The organism is Natronorubrum bangense (assembly GCF_004799645.1).
Lineage (GTDB): Archaea > Halobacteriota > Halobacteria > Halobacteriales > Natrialbaceae > Natronorubrum > Natronorubrum bangense.
Window position 1 is genome coordinate 1,540,508 of record NZ_CP031305.1, and the last position, 18,107, is coordinate 1,558,614.

The following is an 18,107-nucleotide window of genomic DNA, read 5'->3' on the forward strand; positions in this document are numbered from 1 at the left end:
CCCTCGAGTTAGGCTGGCAACGACACCCGACTCACTGGGAGTTTGTACGTTCCATCCCAGAACTCGAGGCCGTTGACCGTCCATTTGATCGGCTCGATTTCGCGGTCGGCCAGTCGTTTCGCAGTCTCGAGGTCGCCGCCGCGGGCCAGCGTGACGTGGGGGACGTAGTCGTCGCCCTCGAGTTCCTCGACGACCTCGAACGCCTCAGTGAGGTCGTCGTGGATCGACTCGAGTCCGGGGCTCTCGACGGCAAGATAGACGACGGGGGCTGATCCGAGTGGGGGGTCTTCGAAGTAGTCGATCTCGGTGATCTGGGCCTCGACTGCGGGCGCGCCCTCGAGTGCGCGATGTGCGCGGTGTTGTAACTGGGCGACGTGGTCGGCCTCGCCGAGGCGTTTGAGCAGACACGAGTGCTCCTCACGGACGTGCTCGAAGCCGACGAGATCGGGGTAGAGTTCGTTCGCGAGCGTACGGACGCGACCGGGGACCGGGACGTTGACGCTGTACACGTGCCTCGCTGTAGGGGTGGTTCGCGTATGAGTGTGCTGATCTACAGTAACAACTGAACCGATTTACACATTGATCGTACAGCCGTCGTGCGATCAGGTGTGCAGTGACTTGCAGTGGCTACTGTAGCGACTTACGAACTTAGATTCGATCGACCAACCAGAGGACGATCAGGACGGCGATCGCAAGCTGGACCAGCAGGAAAAACGGGCCGAGCAGACTGGCGAGCCCGCTGACCAGTGTCTGGAGGATCTGCAAGACCAGTAAGACGGCGACCAGTCCGAGGACGATCTTCAGGAGTGTTTCGACCTCGAGTTCGCCACGCGTGTCGAGCATACCTTCGTGTAGGCGTGACTGTCTGAAAAATACACCGTTACAACGTCGCAAAGCATATCTGGACGGCTACGGCATGTGATTATAATGGATGTAAAGGGGCTTTGGGCCCTGGTCTGGGTGCTCGTGGGTATCGGGTGTGCGCTCGCGTTGCTGCCGGCCCTTTCGGCTGGGGCCGCTGGCACCGCCGGTGCACAGGGTGCACTGATGCAGGAGTCATCCGATGAGAGCGACCGACTCGCCGAAGCAGACGATATCCACATCGATATCTTCGTCTCCGAAAACGGGTCGGCCACGTTCGCCATCGATTATCGCTTCGAGAACAACTCCGATGGCACGTGGGAAGCGCTTCAGGAGGACGTCGAAGCGAATCCGGAGGCGTACGCCGACAGCCAAGAAGCCCGCTGGAACGAGGTCCTGGCTGAAGGGGTGAACGCGACGGAGAGAGACGAGATGGAAATCTCGAACGTCTCCGTTGGGACGGATACGAGCGCTGCGCCACGAGATATCGGCCGTGTCGAGGTTCGCTTCGAGTGGTCGAAGTTCGCGTACGTCGAACTGAATCGAATCGAGGCAGGCGACGCACTCGCAGGATACACCCTGTCGCAGAACACCTCGTTACAAATAATCGCCCCCGAGGGCTACATGATCGAGGAGACCGCTCCCTCACCGGAGGATGTCGGCGAAGACTACGTCTACTGGGATAGCGATGGCTCCGAGTTTTCGCCCGACCCGCCCCTTGTCGTCATGATCGAAGAGACGAACGATGACGGACAGCCGACTGACGCGACAGATGGGCCATCGATGCCGTGGCTTGCTGTGCTGGCCGCGCTTGCCCTGCTAGCGACCGTTGGCGCTGCTGGCTGGTTGCTCAAACGGAACCGAGACGACGCGGCGACGACTAACAGCGGCGGTATGACCCCGCCGGTTGCCGATGGCTCGAGTGCGGCTGATGGCTCGAACGGGCCGTCACCCGACCTGCTCAGCAACGAAGAACGCGTTCTGCAACTGCTCGAGGCCCATGGTGGCCGGATCAAACAGCAGGCAGTCGTCTCAGAACTGGACTGGACCGAAGCCAAAACGAGCCAGGTCGTCGGCAGCCTGCGAGAAGACGACGAGATTGAGGTCTTCCGGATCGGTCGGGAGAACGTGCTAGCGCTTCCCGACGAGGACGAAGCGGAGACGTAGCCGTCACGTTGCTCGCTATTCAGCAGGATTTAATACAGAGGACTGCCATTCCCCCACCAATGAGTCTCACCGTCGGAACCACGAGTTCGGTTTCCGGTACCGACGGGATTGCTTCTCCGCGGCGACGACGCCGACGGCGGGCCTTTGAGCCCGACCTACATCACACCCCACGTCCCCGGATTGTTCCACTATCCCAGAAACGCCAAATTTCCTGTTAGCAGCCGCTCTGCCCTTAATTTACGCAGATGAAATCAATGTACTTAAGTCCCTCCTGCTGTTTCACTCGAGTACCATATGACACGCGTCGCACTTGCGTTCTCGGGTGGGCTTGACACGACTGTTTGTGTCCCGCTGCTTGAGGAAGAGTACGGATACGACGACGTTATCGGCGTCACGGTAGACGTCGGCCAGCCGGCTTCAGAGTTCGACGAAGCCGAAGAGACTGCCGAGGCACTCGGCCTCGAACACTACGTCGTCGACGCGAAAGAAGAGTTCGCTGACCTCTGTCTTGAGGGCGTTCGCGCGAACGCGACCTACCAGGGCTACCCACTCGGGACGGCACTTGCCCGCCCAGTGATCGCCGAGGCAATTCTCGAGGTCGCAGAAGAACAGGGCTGTACCGGCATCGCCCACGGCTGTACGGGCAAAGGGAACGACCAGCTGCGTTTCGAAGCTGTCTGGCGTGACTCCGACCTCGAGGTCATCGCCCCCGTGCGCGAACTCGGGCTGACCCGTGAGTGGGAACAGGAGTACGCCGCCGAGAAAGACCTCCCCGTCGAGGGTGGCAGTGGCGGCGACTGGTCGATCGACACCAACCTCTGGAGTCGCTCCGTCGAGGGCGACGACCTCGAGGACCCAAGCTACGTTCCACCGGAGGACATCTACGCCTGGACGCAGGCCCCAACCGGCGAGACCCAGGAGATCGACATCGAGTTCGAGCAGGGTCGTCCCGTCGCCGTCGACGGCGTCGAGTACGAGCCCGTCGACCTCATCGAGCACTTGAACGAGGTCGCTGGCGCCTACGGCGTCGGTCGTACCGACTCGATGGAAGACCGTATGCTCGGGCTGAAGGTCCGTGAGAACTACGAGCATCCCGCGGCGACGACGCTGCTCAACGCCCACGAGGCGCTTGAAGGGCTCGTCCTCACGCAAGAAGAACGTGAGTTCAAGCAGCTGATCGACCAGAAGTGGTCCAAGAAGGGCTACGAGGGCCTGATCGACGCACCGCTCGTCGGCGCACTCGAGGGCTTCATCGACGAAACCCAACAGCGTGTTACCGGCACCGTCACGATTCGTTTCGAGGGTGGCCAGGCTCGTGCCGTGGCTCGCGACAGCGAATTCGCGGCCTACTCGGCTGAACACGCCTCCTTCGACACCGAAACGGTCGGGAAGATCACCCAGGAAGACGCCACCGGCGTTGCGAAGTACCACGGCTTCCAGCGCCGTCTCGCAAACGAAGCGATCGCGGCGAACACGGACGAGGACGAATAACCATGACTGAGGAGAGCGCTCACGACGGGCCGACTGAATCCACACTGGAAACCGACGGGAGCGGCATCTCGGGTGACGAAGGTGTCGTCCGACGGGACCGATTCAGCGGCGGCCCCGCTCGGAGCTTCCTCTCCTCGCTTGCGGCTGACGAACGGATCTTCGAGGCCGATATCGAGATCGACCGCGCACACGTCATCATGCTCGCCGAGCAGGACATCATCGGCGACGACGTTGCGGGCCAGATTCTCATGGCACTCGATGCGATCGAAGTCGACGGCCACGCCTCCTTGCCCGACGGCGAGGACGTCCACGAGGCCATCGAGACGGCCGTCATCGAGGGGATCGGCCCCGACGGCGGGAAGATGCATACCGCACGCTCGAGAAACGACGAGGTCGCGGCCTGTATCCGCTACCGACTGCGTGAGGACGTCCTCGAGGCAATCGAAACAACGCTCGCATTGCGCGAGTCGCTCGTCGAGGTCGCCGCCGAGCAGACGGAGACGATCATGCCCGGCTACACCCACCTCCAGCCGGCTCAGCCGACGACGGTGGCACACTGGGCGCTGGCCTACGAAGGCGCGGTTCGTCGCGATACGGAACGCCTCTTCGATGCCTACCAGCGGATCAACCAGTCGCCGTTAGGTGGGGCCGCGTTCGCCGGCACGACGTTCGATATCGACCGCGAGCGCACAGCCGACCTGCTCGGGTTCGATTCGGTCGTCGAGAACTCGATGGACGCCTCCTCGAGTCGCGATTTCTTGCTCGAGACGACCCAGGCGCTGTCGACACATGCGACGACGCTGTCCGGGCTGGCCGAAGATATCATCATCTTCGCCAACCGTGGCTTCGTCGACCTTGCCGACGACTACTCCTCGACGTCGTCGATCATGCCCCAGAAGAAAAATCCCGACACGCTGGAACTCGTTCGCGCGGTCGCGGGCGATGCGGCCGGCAGCGTACAGGGGCTGACGACGACGCTCAAAGGGCTCCCCCGTGCGTACAACCGTGACCTCCAGCGTGCGACGACCCACGCCTGGGAGACCGTCGACGCGGTGACCGAAGCCAGCGAAGTCGCGGCCGGGGCCGTGGCGACGGCCGACTGGAACGCAGAGACGCTCGCGGCAGAAGCTGGCGCGGGCTTTTCGACGGCGACCGGCGTCGCTGACCTGCTTGCGGCGAATGGGTTGCCGTTCCGGACAGCACACGAACTCGTTGCGATTGCAGCGGAGAGTGGAGCAGACTACGACGCGATCGCGGCCGCTGCCGAGGAGGTGCTCGGTGAACCCCTCGAGTCGGTCGTCGAACCCGATGCCGTCGAGGCCGCACTCGATCCCGCCGAAAGCGTTGCGAGCCGTGACTCACAGGGTGGGCCCGCTCCCGAGGCCGTCAACCCACAGCTCGAGGCCGCTCGCGATGCTCTCGGGGCCGACGAGGAAACGCTCGAAGCGACCGACGACGCACTCGAGGCAGCCCACCAGGCGCTTCGTTCGGAGGTAAACGACTATGTCTGAGTCACCGCTTCCCGCAGTGGCGAGCCCAGCAGGTGCTCGAGTGCGGCCTACGATTTCGCGGCGGTCCCCGCCAGGGGACAAACTACCAACTCCATGATATTGGAACCGTAATCGGCCGGAAAATAGTACATTCACTCCATTAGGCGAGACTGCGCTTCGTGTATTCCTCTTGATAAGTTCGAAGGGTTTAAGGGTTACTGGCTCTCAGTTGCAGGTACAATGACCGAATGCGTCGAGTGTGGGGCGGAAGTGTCCCTGCACGATGATCTGGAAGTGGGAGAGATCGTTGACTGTACGACCTGTGGCGCAGAGCTTGAAGTCGTCGACACCGAGCCGCCAGTCCTCGAGCGAGCCCCCGAGCTCGAAGAGGACTGGGGTGAGTGACCTTGCACGCGGTCGCGACTACCTTGTGCCCTGAGCTCACACACCAGGGGTGGTTCGCGTGAACATAGGAATACTCTATTCCCGGATTCGCAAGGACGAGAAGCTCCTGCTCAACGAGCTTCGCGAGCGTGATCATGAGATCGAGAAGATCGACGTCCGCAAGCAGACGTTCGACATCAGCGAGCCCCCCGAAGCGTTCGCCGACCTCGACATCGTCGTCGATCGCTGTCTCGCCACGAGCCGCAGCCTCTATGCCACGCAGTTTTTCGAGGCCTACGGCATCCCCGTGGTCAACAGCCACGAGACAGCCGACATCTGTGCGGACAAAGTGAAAAACAGTCTCGCGCTCGAGCAGGCGGGCGTGCCGACGCCGGCGACCAAGGTCGCGTTCACCAAAGAGACCGCGATGGAAGCCATCGAAGACTTTGGCTACCCCTGCGTGCTCAAACCCGTCGTGGGATCGTGGGGCCGCCTGATGGCCAAGATCGACTCGCCGGACGCCGCTGAAGCCATCTTAGAACACAAGGCCACGCTCGGTCACTACGAGCACAAGGTGTTCTACGTCCAGGAGTTCGTCGAGAAACCCGGCCGTGACATCCGCGTGCTCGCGACCGACGGCAAGCCGATCGCCGGCATGGTCCGTTCGTCGGACCACTGGATCACCAACGCCGCTAAGGGCGCGGAGACGGATGTCTTCGAGCCAGACGAGGAGGCTATCGAACTCGTCGAAAAGGCCAGCGACGCCGTTGGCGGCGGACTGCTCGGTATCGATCTGATGGAGACCGAAGACGGGTACACCGTCCACGAGGTCAACCACACCGTCGAGTTCAAAGCCCTCGACGGGGCCGTCGACACCGACATCGCCGGCACCGTCGTCGACTGGCTCGAGCAGAAGGCAGCCGACGCTGCCGAGAACGAACTCGAGGTGAGCGCCTGATGGCGGCCACCGAAACCGCTACTGCGACCGTCATCGGCGGCTCGGGCTTTACGGGCGGCGAACTGCTGCGACTGCTCGCCGGCCACCCGAACTTCGAGATCGCCGAAGTCACGAGCCGATCGAAAGCCGGCAAAAGCGTCGGCTCCGTCCACCCGCCACTGCGCGGCACGGACCTGCGCTTTACCGAACCCGAGGATCTCGAAAGCGTCGACGTCCTCTTTGCGGCGACGCCACACGGCGTCTCGATGGGGCAGATCGACGAGTTCTTTGAGATCGCCGACACCGTCGTCGACCTCTCGGCTGACTTCCGGCTCGATACGGAAGCACAGTACGACGAGTGGTACGACGGCCACAGCGCGCCCGAATACCTCGAGAAGGCGGAGTACGCCCTCCCCGAGATCAACCGTGAGAACCTCGCGGGCGCGGAGCTGATCGCCGGCGGCGGCTGTAACGCCACCGCGACGATCCTCGGCCTCTACCCGCTGTTCGACCAGGGGATTCTCGAGGGCGGCGAGCAGGTCGTCGTCGACGTGAAAGTCGGCTCCTCCGAAGGCGGGGCCGGCGGCGGCGAGGCCTCGAGCCACCCCGAGCGCTCGGGCGTCGTTCGTCCCTACGCGCCGACAGGCCACCGTCACGAAGCCGAGATCGAGCAGTTCCTCGGCACCTCAGTGGCGTTTACGTGCCACGCCGTCGACATGATCCGCGGCGCGAGCGCGACCAGCCACGTCTTCCCGTCGGGCCCCGTCTCGAAGGGCGACCTCTGGAAGGCCTACCGCGGTGCCTACGAGGACGAGCCCTTCGTCCGTATGGCCGCCGGTGGCTCCGGCGTCTACCGCTACCCAGAGCCGAAGTCGGTCGCGGGAACGAATCTCGCCGAAGTCGGCTTCGAACTCGATCCCTCGAACAAGCGCATCGTCGTCTTCTCGGCGATCGACAACATGATGAAAGGCTCGGCTGGACAGGCGGTCCACGCCGCCAACATCGCGCTGGGCCTCGAGGAGACGGCCGGACTCGAGTTTACGGGACTGCACCCGGTGGGAGCACCATGACGACTGTCGTCAAGATCGGCGGCGCACGCGCCGTCGATCCCGAAGGCGCACTCGCGGACGTTGCGAGCCTCGTCGAGGATGGTGAAGACGTCGTGCTCACCCACGGCGGCTCGACCGCCGTCGACGAAACCTTAGAAGAACTCGGCGAGGAGCCGACCTACGTCGAGACGCCTGGTGGCGTCGTCGGGCGCTTTACCGACGAACGCACGATGGACGTCTTCAAGATGGTGATGCCCGGCAAGCTCAACACCGATCTGGTCGAGAGCCTCCAGAACGAGGGCGTCAACGCAGTCGGCCTCTCGGGCACCGACGGCAAACTCCTCTCTGGGAAGCGCAAGTCCGCCGTCCGCGTCAAAGAAGACGGCAAGAAGAAGATCAAGCGCGGCGACCACTCGGGCAAAATCGAATCCGTGAACGCCGACTTGCTCGAGACCGTCCTCGCGGGTGGCTACACGCCCGTCGTCTCCGTCCCGGTACTCGGGAAAGAGAAAGACGGCGGCTACACCGCAGTCAACGCCGACGCCGACCGCGCCGCCGCCGCGATCGCAGGGGCGCTCGAGGCCGACCTGGTGCTCCTCACGGACGTCTCCGGCGTCTACGAGGACCCCGACGACGAGTCGACGAAGATCGATTCGGCGTCGACCCCCGAAGCGTTCGAGACGGTCAAATCCGCTGCGGAAGGTTTCATGACGAAGAAGGTCATGGCCGCCGAGGAAGCCCTCGAGGGGGGCGCGTCCTCGGTCGTCGTTGCTGATGCCAACGCCGAGGAACCGATCTCGAATGCACTCGCCGGTGAGGGGACGACTCTCGAGCCCGGCGCCCTCGACACTGCGGAGGTGGAACAGTGAGCGACCACGACTTCATCTCCGGCAGCAAGCCGATCCCGCTCGAGCACGGCGAGGGGTCGTCCCTCTACAGCACCGACGGGACGGCGTACCTCGACGCGGGCGCGAGCTACGCGTGCACGCCGCTCGGCCACAGCCATCCGGCTGTCGTCGAGGCGGTACAGGAACAGGTCGGTCAGCTGACGTTCGTCGACTCCTCGTTCCCGGTTCAGTCCCGCGAGGATGCCTACGCCGCGCTCGTCGCGTCGACACCCGACGGCCTCGACTCGGCCTGGTTCTGTAACTCCGGAACCGAGGCCAACGAGGCTGCACTGAAGTTCGCTCGCTCGGCGACCGGCAACTCGAAAATCATCGCCGCCACCCGGAGCTTCCACGGCCGGACGATGGGCTCGCTCGCGGCGACCTGGAAGGACAAATACAAGAAACCGTTCGAGCCGCTGGCCGGCGACGTGGAGTTCGTCCCCTACGGCGATGGCGAGGAACTCGCCGACGCCGTCGACGACGAAACTGCAGCCGTCATCTTGGAGCCCATCCAGGGCGAAGGCGGCATCAACGTCCCGCCAGCGGGCTACCTCGAGACTGCCCGTGAGGCAACCGACGAGGCCGATGCGGCGCTCGTCTTCGACGAGGTCCAGACCGGCATGGGACGGACGGGTTCGATGTGGGCCTGCCAGAACGCTGGCGTCACACCCGACATCCTCACAACGGCGAAAGGACTCGGCAACGGCCTGCCTATCGGCGGCGTCGTGGTCGCAGACTGGATCGCCGACGGCGCGGCCTCACACAACGCCACGTTCAGCGGCGGTCCCGTCGTCACCGCGGCGGTCCACGCGACGATTTCGACGCTGGTCGAAGAGGAGTGGCCCGCCCACGCCGCTTCGATGGGCGACTATCTTACGACCGAACTCGAGGCCAGACTCGGTGACGAGGTCCGCGAGGTCCGCGGCGAGGGCCTGCTCATCGGCATCGAGTTGAAGCGAGGAGCAAATCGCGCCGCCCGTGACCTGGCGATCAACCACCAGGTGCTGGCGCTGCCGGCGGGTCGGACCGTCCTGCGCCTGCTGCCGCCGCTGGTGATCGATCAGGAGGAAGCAGACCAGCTCGTCGACGCACTCGGCGCGGTTATCGCACCCGACGACCCTGAATCATGAGCGCGAGCACGAGTGAACCGGCGGATGTCTCGCTTTCGGAAGCCCGGGAGCTGCTGGTCGACCTCGTTTCGATCCCGTCGCCGACCCGCGAGGAGCGCAAGGCGGCCAAACGGCTTGTGGATTTCTTCGAGGCCCACGATCGTGAGGTCTGGATCGACGCGGTTGGCAACGTCCGCGCACCAGCAGACGATTCCGTGTTGCTCACTTCACACATCGACACCGTGCCAGGGGATATCCCCGTCGAGGTCGAAGAAACCGGCGACGACGAGATCCTCTGGGGTCGTGGCAGCGTCGACGCGACAGGCCCCCTCGCCGCGATGGCGGCCGCCGCCGTCCGCACCGGCGTCTCCTTCGTCGGCGTCGTCGGCGAGGAAGTCGACTCGAAGGGGTCGCGCTATCTCGTCGCCGACAGAGACGACGCACCGAACGCCGTCGTCAACGGCGAACCCTCCGGAACTGATGGGATTACGCTCGGCTACCGTGGTCTTATCGCTGGCACGTACGTCGCAACCAGTGAATCCGGCCACACCTCCCGACCAGATCCGAACGCGATCCAACACGCCGTTCGCTGGTGGGCTGGCGTCGAAAAACACTTCGAAGGTGGCGAGTACGAACCCGTCTTCGAGCAGGTGACGACCAAGCCGGTCGACATCGAAGGCGGTGTCAGCGAGGACGGCCTCTCCGTCGAGGCGACGATGGCCGTCCAGTTGCGCGTCCCGCCTGCACTCGATGTCGAGACCGTTCGCGAAGCCGCGGAAGCCGAACTCGAGGTCGGAACCGTAACCTGGAAAGACAAGGTTCCGCCCGTGATGATGAGCCCGCGAACGGAGGTCGCTCGAGCGTTCCGCGTCGCCATCCGTAAGGAGGGCAAAGAGCCACGACTGGTGCGCAAGACGGGGACCAGCGACATGAACATCTACGCGGGCGCGTGGGACTGTCCAATGGTTACCTACGGCCCTGGCAACTCCGACTTAGATCACGCACCCGACGAACGACTGTCGCTGTCGGAGTTCGACAAGTCAGTTGCCGTCCTCGAGCGTGTCTCGCGGACGTTGAGCGAAAACTGAACATACAATTTTCATACACAACAATGACGACAGAGACTGACGATACACAGCCGAGACATTTCCTCGACGTCGACGATCTCACCGAGACAGAACTGCTCACGGTCCTCGATCGGGCCACAGCGTACAAACGCGCTGTCGAAGCTGGCGACGACCATGCTGATCTCGAGGACCAGACCCTGGGGATGCTCTTCCAGAAGGCGAGCACCCGTACCCGTGTCTCCTTCGAGACGGGGATGACCCAACTGGGCGGCCACGCGATCTTCCTCGGGGAAGACGACATCCAACTGGGTCGTGGCGAGCCGCTAAAAGACACCTCGCGTGCGCTCTCGCGGTACGTCGACGCCGTGATGGCCCGCGTGTTCAAACACGAGAACGTCGAGGTGCTCGCGGAGTACGCCGATGTCCCCGTCGTCAACGGGCTGACCGACGACGCCCACCCCTGCCAGACGCTCGCGGACCTCCAGACGATCCGTGAACAGGAAGACGGCTTCGATGGCGTCTCAGCGACCTGGATCGGCGACGGCAACAACGTCGCTCAGTCGTTCGCACTCGGCTGTGCGCTGACCGACATCGATCTGACGGTCGCCACACCCGAGGGCTACGAACTCGACGACGAAGTGCTCGAGCGTGCCCGCGAGCTCGGTGGCGATCCGACGACGACGACGGACCCGATCGAGGCGGTCTCGGACGCCGATATCATCTACACCGACGTCTGGATCAGCATGGGCCAAGAGGACGAACGCGACGTTCGAATGAACGACTTCGAGGGCTTCCAGGTCGGAGCCGACCTGCTCGAGTACGCCCCCGAAGCGTCGATTATGCACTGTCTCCCTGCCCACCGCGGCGAGGAGATCACCGACGAGGCCATCGAGAGCGACCAGTCGATCGTCTTCGATCAGGCCGAAAACCGGCTCCACGCCCAGAAAGCCGTATTGAGCTGGTTGCTCGAGTAAGAACCGCGAGCGACGCGAGTGGCTTTTTGATCCAGATTTGTTCGTGAGCGGTGAGTGGAACGAACCCGAGCGAAAGAAGGTGGGCTGTAAAACCGGCTCCACGCTCAGAAGGCGGTGTTGAGCTGGTTGCTCGAGTGTGTTGTCCGCGTTCGACGCGATCTGCTGCTCACCGCCACTCTGTTAAGCTGGGTGTTATTTCTGGTATGGAATAATTACCGTGTTGAACAGTGTGGGACAGTTATCAGAGTGTTCGACATCGGATCCCATCAGCATGTCAGTTCGGTTGCTACTCGCGACGGTCATCCTGCTGTTGGGTCCTGCAGTATTGCTTGCACTCATCGTTGTCTGAGCAGACACGACTGTCGGAGCAGCAGCATCGAGTATGGGCGGCATCGGAACCGACTGCGGGTCAGTCACAAGGGTGACCGGCGAATCCACGTCCTTTTTGCCACTGCCACACCTCTCGGCTGATAATGAGTCTCAGCCTGTCCGCAGAGCAGCCGGCCGTTCCCGACGTCGCAGACGATGGCGTCTGGCTCGAGTGTATCGAGTGTGGCGAAACGTTTGCGCCGTTTGACGACGTCCGGTACACCTGCGACGAATGTGGCGGCTTACTCGAGGTCCGCTACGCAGACCTGCCGACGTTCGACGACTTCGAGGGCCACGGCGTCTGGCGGTATGCCGCCGCGTTGCCGTTCGAGGCGGGTGTCTCCATTCAGGAGGGAGCGACGCCGCTGTATGAGGTGCCCCGTCTCGAGGACGAGATCGGTATCGAAGCGCTGCGAATCAAACACGAGGGGATGAACCCGACTGGCTCGTTCAAAGACCGAGGCATGACTGTCGGTGTTCAGGTCGCCAAAGAACTCGGCGTCGGCCGACTGGCCTGTGCGTCGACGGGGAACACGAGCGCTGCACTGGCCGCCTACGGCACTCGTGGCGATATGGAGACGCTCGTGCTCTTGCCTGCGGGCAAGGTCGCAGCCGGGAAAATCGCCCAGGCGAGTCTGCACGACGCGCGCATTCTCGAGGTCGACGGTAACTTCGACGCCTGCCTCGACATCGTTCAGGAACTGGCCGCCAAAGGCGAGGTCTACCTGTTGAACTCGCTGAACCCGTTCCGGCTCGAGGGCCAGAAGACGATCGGCCTCGAGATCCTCGAGGGCTTCCTCACCGACTACGACACCGTCCCCGACCGAATCGTCCTGCCAGTGGGTAACGCCGGGAACACCTCGGCGCTGTACAAGGCGTTCCGCGAACTCGTTCAGGCGGGCGAACTCGACGAGGACGATGTCCCCAAGCTGACGGGCGTTCAGGCCGACGGCGCTGCGCCGATGGTCGAAGCGATCGAGAACGACGCCGACGAGGTCCGACGCTGGGACGATGTCGAGACGCGTGCGACGGCGATCCGGATCGGGAACCCCGTCAACGCACCGAAAGCCATCCCCGGTATCCGTGAAACCGGTGGCACCGCCGTTGCCGTCTCCGACGAGGAGATCACTGACGCCCAGCGAGCCCTCGCCCGCGAGGGGATCGGCGTCGAACCTGCCTCCGCTGCCTCCGTCGCTGGCCTTCGAAAACTCCGTGCATCGGGCGTCGTCGACGACGACGAACGCGTTGCCTGTCTCACGACCGGCCACCTGCTCAAAGACCCTGACGCTGCGGCCGCTGCCGGTGGCGACCCCGAACCCGTTCCGGCTGACACGGACGATATTCTCGAGCACCTCCAGCAGTAACGAACGCACCGTCTCGAGGAGCCGACTGTCGCTTCCATCTCGTTGATTTCCGACGATCGCTTCATTCTCTTCAACAGACACCTATCAGTGAACTCGAAACGATCTCGTCGGAATTCACCGGTAGCGACCGCGGAGACATTCGTTCCCGGTACGTTTAACTTGCAACTGAGTAATGCACTGATATGAGCGTTCGCAGTGACTTCTGGTCGATCTATCGGGAGGCACTTCCTATCTTGTTCATCGCACTCGGTGGCGGACTCTTCGCTGGAATCGTCCTTGAGGGGATGGTCGAGAGTATTGAACGGTTTCCTGGTCTGTTCGTGATGATTCCCGTCTTCCTCGCGACAAGAGGGAACGTCTACGGGGCTCTCGGAGGACGAATCGCCAGCGGGCTCCACCAGGGGTTGATCGACCCTCGATTCGAGTGGGACGATCGTCTCGTCAATGCAATCCTCGCGTCGTTTATCAACGGGATCGGGATCTCCATCGTCATCGGGGTCGTCACCTGGATCGGCCTCTTGATTCTTGGCTGGGAGGTCGCAGCGCTCTATGAACTCGTCGGGATCATGCTGATCGCGGGGATGCTGACGTCGGTCATCATGATCTTCGGCCTGCTCGGACTGATTTTCACCGGCTACAAGTTCGGCTACGACCCAGACAATCTCGTCGGCCCGATCGTTACGACTCTCGGTGACATCTTCGGCATGCTGTTCATGCTCTTTGCGGTCGGCCTCGTCGAGGTGATCGTCTGATGGTCGTCCCGCAGGGCTCGCTTGGGACGTGGGACTGGAAGTCGATCGTCAGCAATATGTTTCCGCTGTTGATCGTCCTCTCGATCATCGTCCTCTGGGCGGGCGTTACCCTCGAGAGCGCCGAAGAGATGCTCGAGGAGGTCGCTATTCTGGCGGTAATGGTCCCCACGATGGTCGACATGGGAGGCAACCTCGGGGCGATTTTGAGTTCGCGGCTCTCGACGCGGTTCCACCTGGGGACGACGGAGCTCGATCCACGGGATCGGGTGCTGTGGGCGAACGTTGCGGCGGTCCTCGCACTCGCGGCAACGATCTTTACGGCGCTTGGTGTCGGGGCCTACCTGATCGGGGTCCTCTTTTTCAACAGCGCGATCGGACTCTCCACGCTGTTGTTCATCTCGCTTGTCAGCGGGATGTCCGTCGCCGTTATCGCGATCGTTTTCAGCTTCGCCGCGACCTACGGCTCCTACAGACTGGGGATCGACCCCGACGACACGACGATCCCCATCGTCACCAACGTCGTTGACGTCTTCGGGATGGTCATCTTTATCGGCGTCTCGGCACTGGTGCTTGGCTTCTGATCGGTCGGCCATCACGTGCCGACGCACGCGAAGCCTATCGCTCGGCGACGAGCTATGAAACGCAACTATAGTGACCACTGAATGTCAATGTACACCAGATCGCATGACGGCTATGCGATCTGTATGGAAATCGTTTCAGTTGTTACTATCGACTTTCACTGCCATTTTCTGACAGCCCGAGTCGGTGCCTCGAAACCCCGTCAGCGCCACGTCTGTCGGGCGTCTGACTGAGTTTCAAGTACAACGCTGTTGGCAGTTCGCATATGTCGTTTGAACCGACTCACGACCGACGACACCGACAGCGCCACCATCAACAGACAGTACCAACGAGGCGGGAAGCCCGATGATTGGGCTCTTTCGAACGGTACCGCTTCGAGGACTGGGACAGACACTCGTGCCGTTTCTCCTCGCGATTGCCGTCGTCGTCCTCGGAACGTTCGTCTACCTCGAACTCGTCGGCATCTTACTCGAGTTCGTCGAGTGAGACACCGCGTGCCGTCTTCGGATGCCGATCAGGCCTGTGCCAGTGCTTCGAACTCGCTCGCGGCCGTCCGTGTCCCTTTGGAGATGAGGATGTCGCCACCACGGAGTTCGGCATCGGAGTCAGTCACAAGTAGCCAGCCTTCGTCGGGCCGGCGGATGGCGATCACCGACATCGTCGACTCGACGTCCGGGACGCCGGCTGCGACCGACGTGCCGTCGAGTTCGCTTCCCGACTCGATCTCGACGCGTGTGATGAGCTCGTCGCTTTCCTGAACTGCCAGCTGCACGACCGGGTGGACGTCGATATCTCGAAGCACACCCTCGCTGATGTCGATCGCTGCGTCGCTGATCACCTCCGTACTGCTGCCCAGTCGGATCAGTCCCCGAAGCGTCACTGGATCCGCCGCGTCGGCAGCCGCCCGCAGCGTCCAGGCTTCAAAGCGTGACTGTAACGCGTCGACCTCGATCTCTAAGTTTCGGACCTCTTCGGCCAGTTTTGCGCTGTCGAACAGCACGCTACTGTAAGCCAGATCGACCGCCAGCTCCGAGAGGTTCTTCATGTGGATAATCGTGTCCACTGCCCGCTCTAAGTCTTCAATCCCGGGGTCGTCGACGGTTGGCGTCTCGTAGACGTCGCCAGTCAGTGTCTCGTAGACATCGCCAATCGCCAGCTCGGGGCCGCGGAGCAACGCGACATCGTCGGACGCGACAGTTGTCTCCGGGCCGGGGTTGAGCAGCCAGTCGTCACCACGCCGGAGCGCGATCACGCGCACCCCTGTCTCCGACTCAAGGTCGATATCGACGAGGGTTCGATCAGCGTACGCGGAGTTGGGATCGACGACGCCGCGAACGAGCGTTTCGGCGGCTTCGGGCAGCGCTGCACGCATGGCATCGGGGAGCCCCATCTCCTCTAAGACGATTTTTGCGATGTCACCGGCAGCATCGCTTATCTCACCGGTCGCGGCGACGATTCCCAACACGGGAGCGAGCTCCTCGGCGTCATCAGGCTTGCGCACGGCCATCATGAGGCTCATCCGTGCTCGAAGCTCGAGGACGTCCATGCGCTGTTCGAGCTTGAGCACTTCCTGTGCGAGATCCGTGTTCCGGTGGAGCACTGCAGAATAAGAGAGATCGATCAGCAGCTCCGCCGTGTCTTTCATCTCGACGAGCACGTCCTTGACGCTGACGGGCTCGTACTCAACCGATACCGACGACGCTTCGCCCTCGAGCGGGTCCATACACCGAAGACGGTTCCCTGCCGAAAAAAACGTTTCCCGAGCGCGGTCGATGTAACCGGCGATCCACAGCCCGGATGTGGCCATCGTGGCCACACGATGCAGCCTTCCGACACGGTTTTGGAGGGGCACAAAGAAGGATCCAGCAATGCACGATCGGACTTATCTGCGCGAAAACACCGACGCGGCGCGCGATGCCCTCGACAACCGAGGTGCTGACGTCGATCTCGACGAAATCCTCGAGATCGACGAGCGCTGGCGAGAGCTGAAAGCCCGCGGCGATGACCTGCGCCACGACCGCAACGAGATCACCACGCAGATCGGCAAGCTCGTCGCTGCAGGGAAAGACGAAGAACGCGAGGAGGCTATCGCTCGCTCGAAAGAGCTCAAAGCCGAGATCGAAGACGTCGAAAGCGAGGCCGCCGAGCTCAAAGAAGAACTCAAAGAGCGCCTCCTCGAGGTCCCACAGATCCCCCACGAGAGCGTCCCACTCGGGGTCGACGAGCGCCATAACGTCGAAGATCGGCGCTGGGGCTTCGACGATCTCCGTGCGCTGCCCGAGGACGTCACGCCCCACTACGAACTCGGCGACGAACTGGACATCATCGACGAGGAACGCGGTGCCAAGACCACTGGCGCTGGCTTCTATTTCCTCAAAGGCGACGGCGCCCGACTCGAGCACGCGCTGATCCAGTTCATGATGGATATCCACCGCGAACAGGGGTACGTCGACCTCTTCCCGCCGATTCCCGTCAAGAGCAAGGCCATGCGCGGGACTGGACAGCTGCCGAAGTTCGCCGACGACGCCTATCGGCTGGGCGGCGACAACGACGAGTACGGCGACGACGATCTCTGGCTCTGTCCGACCGCCGAAGTGCCGGTCACCAACATGTACGGTGGGGACATCCTCCTGAAAGACGACCTTCCGCTCAAACACCAGGCGTACACGCCGAACTTCCGGCGTGAAGCTGGCGAGCACGGCACCGAGACGCGCGGGATCGTTCGCGTCCACCAGTTCAACAAGGTCGAACTCGTCAACTTCGTCGAACCTGAAACGAGCTACGACCGCCTCGAGGGGCTGCTTTCGGAAGCCGAAACCGTTCTCCAGGAACTCGGCCTTCCCTACCGCATTCTCGAACTCTGTACCGGCGACCTCACGTTCGCGAGCGCGAAAACCTACGACATCGAAGTCTGGGCCCCTGGCGACGACCTCGAGGACGGCCCCGAGGAAGGTGGCCGCTGGCTCGAGGTCTCGAGTGCCTCGAACTTCGAGGACTTTCAGGCTCGCCGTGCCGGCCTGCGCTATCGGCCCGAGCGTCACGAATCGGCTGAGTTCCTCCACACCCTGAACGCCTCCGGGCTTGCCCTGCCCCGCGTGATGGTGGCGATCCTCGAGTACTACCAGAACGAAGACGGCACAGTGACGATTCCCGAAGCCCTGCGGCCGTACATGGGCGGGAAGGAAGTCATCGAGGGCCACGAGAAGGTCGGTGAGGCGGCGCTGGGTGCCGGCGAACGCGAATAACCACCTCACCAACTCGCCAGCTAGCGCTGGCTCCGTACGGAAGCGGTGTTCTCACAACTCTCTTCAAAATCTACAGTAACTGATCGGATTAACACCGCTCAGCGGTCAGTACGGGCGAGGTACTGAACAGCTAAGAGTTGTAGTTGAGTTCTTTCACACTGTTTGCGATGTCGTAAAGCAGATAGAGTGCGGCGAGTCCAATCCCGATCCAGATCCACGTTACTACCGTCCCGAGACTGTCAGTAGCGCTAACCCCCCATGACCCGACGACGGTAGAGACAAGAACAATTGCGGACACTACCAAGACATTCTTTATCGGTGGGTTAGACAATACAATTTCTTGTTGTTCGCCCATGGAATCAGTTCGCTACCGAAAAAATAT

At 62.5% G+C, this 18,107-nt stretch carries 18 protein-coding genes; 15 read left to right on the forward strand and 3 right to left on the reverse strand.

Translation table 11 applies throughout. The features are described from left to right. Positions 1 to 8: 8 nt before the first annotated feature. A complete protein-coding gene (locus tag DV706_RS07615; protein ID WP_006065211.1) occupies positions 9 to 509 on the reverse strand; it encodes a 2'-5' RNA ligase family protein in 501 nt (166 codons plus the stop codon). A 139-nt stretch (positions 510 to 648) separates the two neighbouring features. Then, positions 649 to 843: a DUF7554 family protein gene (locus tag DV706_RS07620; protein WP_006065210.1), complete on the reverse strand. Its 195-nt coding sequence runs from the start codon at positions 841 to 843 to the stop codon at positions 649 to 651. Positions 844 to 927: 84 nt separating this feature from the next. On the opposite strand from DV706_RS07620, the gene DV706_RS07625 reads away from it, so the two are divergent. The 14 genes from DV706_RS07625 (at position 928) to DV706_RS21710 (ending at position 14,966) form a co-directional block, all read left to right on the forward strand. Continuing rightward, positions 928 to 2,028 carry a helix-turn-helix transcriptional regulator gene (locus DV706_RS07625; protein ID WP_006065209.1) on the forward strand — a complete coding sequence of 367 codons (1,101 nt, stop codon included), beginning with the start codon at positions 928 to 930 and terminating at the stop codon, positions 2,026 to 2,028. A gap of 294 nt (positions 2,029 to 2,322) precedes the next feature. Next, positions 2,323 to 3,519, forward strand: a complete 1,197-nt coding sequence (locus DV706_RS07630) for an argininosuccinate synthase (protein ID WP_006065208.1) — start codon at positions 2,323 to 2,325, stop codon at positions 3,517 to 3,519. Positions 3,520 to 3,521: 2 nt separating this feature from the next. Beyond that, a complete protein-coding gene (gene argH, locus DV706_RS07635; RefSeq protein ID WP_006065207.1) occupies positions 3,522 to 5,030 on the forward strand; it encodes an argininosuccinate lyase in 1,509 nt (502 codons plus the stop codon). A 219-nt stretch (positions 5,031 to 5,249) separates the two neighbouring features. Then, entirely contained in the window at positions 5,250 to 5,414 is a 165-nt protein-coding gene (gene lysW, locus DV706_RS07640; protein WP_005554620.1) for a lysine biosynthesis protein LysW, read from the forward strand. A gap of 58 nt (positions 5,415 to 5,472) precedes the next feature. Continuing rightward, complete coding sequence (gene lysX / locus DV706_RS07645; RefSeq protein WP_006065206.1) at positions 5,473 to 6,351, forward strand: lysine biosynthesis protein LysX; 879 nt, start codon at positions 5,473 to 5,475, stop codon at positions 6,349 to 6,351. Then, positions 6,351 to 7,400, forward strand: coding sequence for an N-acetyl-gamma-glutamyl-phosphate reductase (gene argC, locus DV706_RS07650; protein ID WP_006065205.1), 1,050 nt, complete (start codon positions 6,351 to 6,353; stop codon positions 7,398 to 7,400). Before lysX ends, argC begins: the two co-directional genes overlap by 1 nt. Continuing rightward, entirely contained in the window at positions 7,397 to 8,248 is an 852-nt protein-coding gene (locus tag DV706_RS07655; protein WP_006065204.1) for an acetylglutamate/acetylaminoadipate kinase, read from the forward strand. The genes argC and DV706_RS07655 overlap by 4 nt, the downstream gene beginning before the upstream one ends. Continuing rightward, complete coding sequence (locus DV706_RS07660; protein ID WP_006065203.1) at positions 8,245 to 9,396, forward strand: aspartate aminotransferase family protein; 1,152 nt, start codon at positions 8,245 to 8,247, stop codon at positions 9,394 to 9,396. The genes DV706_RS07655 and DV706_RS07660 overlap by 4 nt, the downstream gene beginning before the upstream one ends. After that, positions 9,393 to 10,463 carry a [LysW]-lysine hydrolase gene (locus DV706_RS07665; protein WP_006065202.1) on the forward strand — a complete coding sequence of 357 codons (1,071 nt, stop codon included), beginning with the start codon at positions 9,393 to 9,395 and terminating at the stop codon, positions 10,461 to 10,463. Before DV706_RS07660 ends, DV706_RS07665 begins: the two co-directional genes overlap by 4 nt. A gap of 23 nt (positions 10,464 to 10,486) precedes the next feature. Further along, the gene (gene argF / locus DV706_RS07670; RefSeq protein WP_006065201.1) at positions 10,487 to 11,416 is read left to right on the forward strand and encodes an ornithine carbamoyltransferase; all 930 of its coding nucleotides are present in this window, start codon (positions 10,487 to 10,489) and stop codon (positions 11,414 to 11,416) included. A 473-nt stretch (positions 11,417 to 11,889) separates the two neighbouring features. After that, positions 11,890 to 13,149, forward strand: coding sequence for a threonine synthase (gene thrC, locus DV706_RS07675; RefSeq protein WP_006065200.1), 1,260 nt, complete (start codon positions 11,890 to 11,892; stop codon positions 13,147 to 13,149). 182 nt (positions 13,150 to 13,331) lie between these two features. Beyond that, positions 13,332 to 13,901, forward strand: a complete 570-nt coding sequence (locus DV706_RS07680; RefSeq protein ID WP_006065199.1) for a magnesium transporter — start codon at positions 13,332 to 13,334, stop codon at positions 13,899 to 13,901. After that, positions 13,901 to 14,482, forward strand: a complete 582-nt coding sequence (locus DV706_RS07685) for a magnesium transporter (RefSeq protein ID WP_006065198.1) — start codon at positions 13,901 to 13,903, stop codon at positions 14,480 to 14,482. Before DV706_RS07680 ends, DV706_RS07685 begins: the two co-directional genes overlap by 1 nt. A 343-nt stretch (positions 14,483 to 14,825) precedes the next feature. After that, the gene (locus tag DV706_RS21710; RefSeq protein WP_006065197.1) at positions 14,826 to 14,966 is read left to right on the forward strand and encodes a hypothetical protein; all 141 of its coding nucleotides are present in this window, start codon (positions 14,826 to 14,828) and stop codon (positions 14,964 to 14,966) included. A 28-nt stretch (positions 14,967 to 14,994) separates the two neighbouring features. On the opposite strand, the gene DV706_RS07690 is transcribed toward DV706_RS21710, so the two are convergent. Further along, complete coding sequence (locus DV706_RS07690; protein WP_049889682.1) at positions 14,995 to 16,203, reverse strand: potassium channel family protein; 1,209 nt, start codon at positions 16,201 to 16,203, stop codon at positions 14,995 to 14,997. A 145-nt stretch (positions 16,204 to 16,348) separates the two neighbouring features. Here DV706_RS07690 and serS point away from each other — a divergent pair, with 145 nt between their 5' ends. Next, positions 16,349 to 17,725 (forward strand): serine--tRNA ligase, encoded by a 1,377-nt coding sequence (serS, locus tag DV706_RS07695; protein ID WP_136350835.1) that lies wholly within the window; start codon positions 16,349 to 16,351, stop codon positions 17,723 to 17,725. The last annotated feature ends 382 nt before the right edge of the window (positions 17,726 to 18,107 follow it).

Coding starts and splice junctions, on each gene's coding strand:
- DV706_RS07685 (WP_006065198.1), top strand. CDS start 13,901: ATGGTCGTCCCGCAGGGCTCGCTTGGGACGTGGGACTGGAAGTCGATC.
- DV706_RS07620 (WP_006065210.1), bottom strand. CDS start 843: ATGCTCGACACGCGTGGCGAACTCGAGGTCGAAACACTCCTGAAGATC.
- DV706_RS21710 (WP_006065197.1), top strand. CDS start 14,826: ATGATTGGGCTCTTTCGAACGGTACCGCTTCGAGGACTGGGACAGACA.
- serS (WP_136350835.1), top strand. CDS start 16,349: ATGCACGATCGGACTTATCTGCGCGAAAACACCGACGCGGCGCGCGAT.
- DV706_RS07630 (WP_006065208.1), top strand. CDS start 2,323: ATGACACGCGTCGCACTTGCGTTCTCGGGTGGGCTTGACACGACTGTT.
- DV706_RS07680 (WP_006065199.1), top strand. CDS start 13,332: ATGAGCGTTCGCAGTGACTTCTGGTCGATCTATCGGGAGGCACTTCCT.
- argC (WP_006065205.1), top strand. CDS start 6,351: ATGGCGGCCACCGAAACCGCTACTGCGACCGTCATCGGCGGCTCGGGC.
- DV706_RS07625 (WP_006065209.1), top strand. CDS start 928: ATGGATGTAAAGGGGCTTTGGGCCCTGGTCTGGGTGCTCGTGGGTATC.
- DV706_RS07665 (WP_006065202.1), top strand. CDS start 9,393: ATGAGCGCGAGCACGAGTGAACCGGCGGATGTCTCGCTTTCGGAAGCC.
- thrC (WP_006065200.1), top strand. CDS start 11,890: ATGAGTCTCAGCCTGTCCGCAGAGCAGCCGGCCGTTCCCGACGTCGCA.
- argH (WP_006065207.1), top strand. CDS start 3,522: ATGACTGAGGAGAGCGCTCACGACGGGCCGACTGAATCCACACTGGAA.
- lysW (WP_005554620.1), top strand. CDS start 5,250: ATGACCGAATGCGTCGAGTGTGGGGCGGAAGTGTCCCTGCACGATGAT.
- DV706_RS07655 (WP_006065204.1), top strand. CDS start 7,397: ATGACGACTGTCGTCAAGATCGGCGGCGCACGCGCCGTCGATCCCGAA.
- argF (WP_006065201.1), top strand. CDS start 10,487: ATGACGACAGAGACTGACGATACACAGCCGAGACATTTCCTCGACGTC.
- DV706_RS07690 (WP_049889682.1), bottom strand. CDS start 16,203: ATGGACCCGCTCGAGGGCGAAGCGTCGTCGGTATCGGTTGAGTACGAG.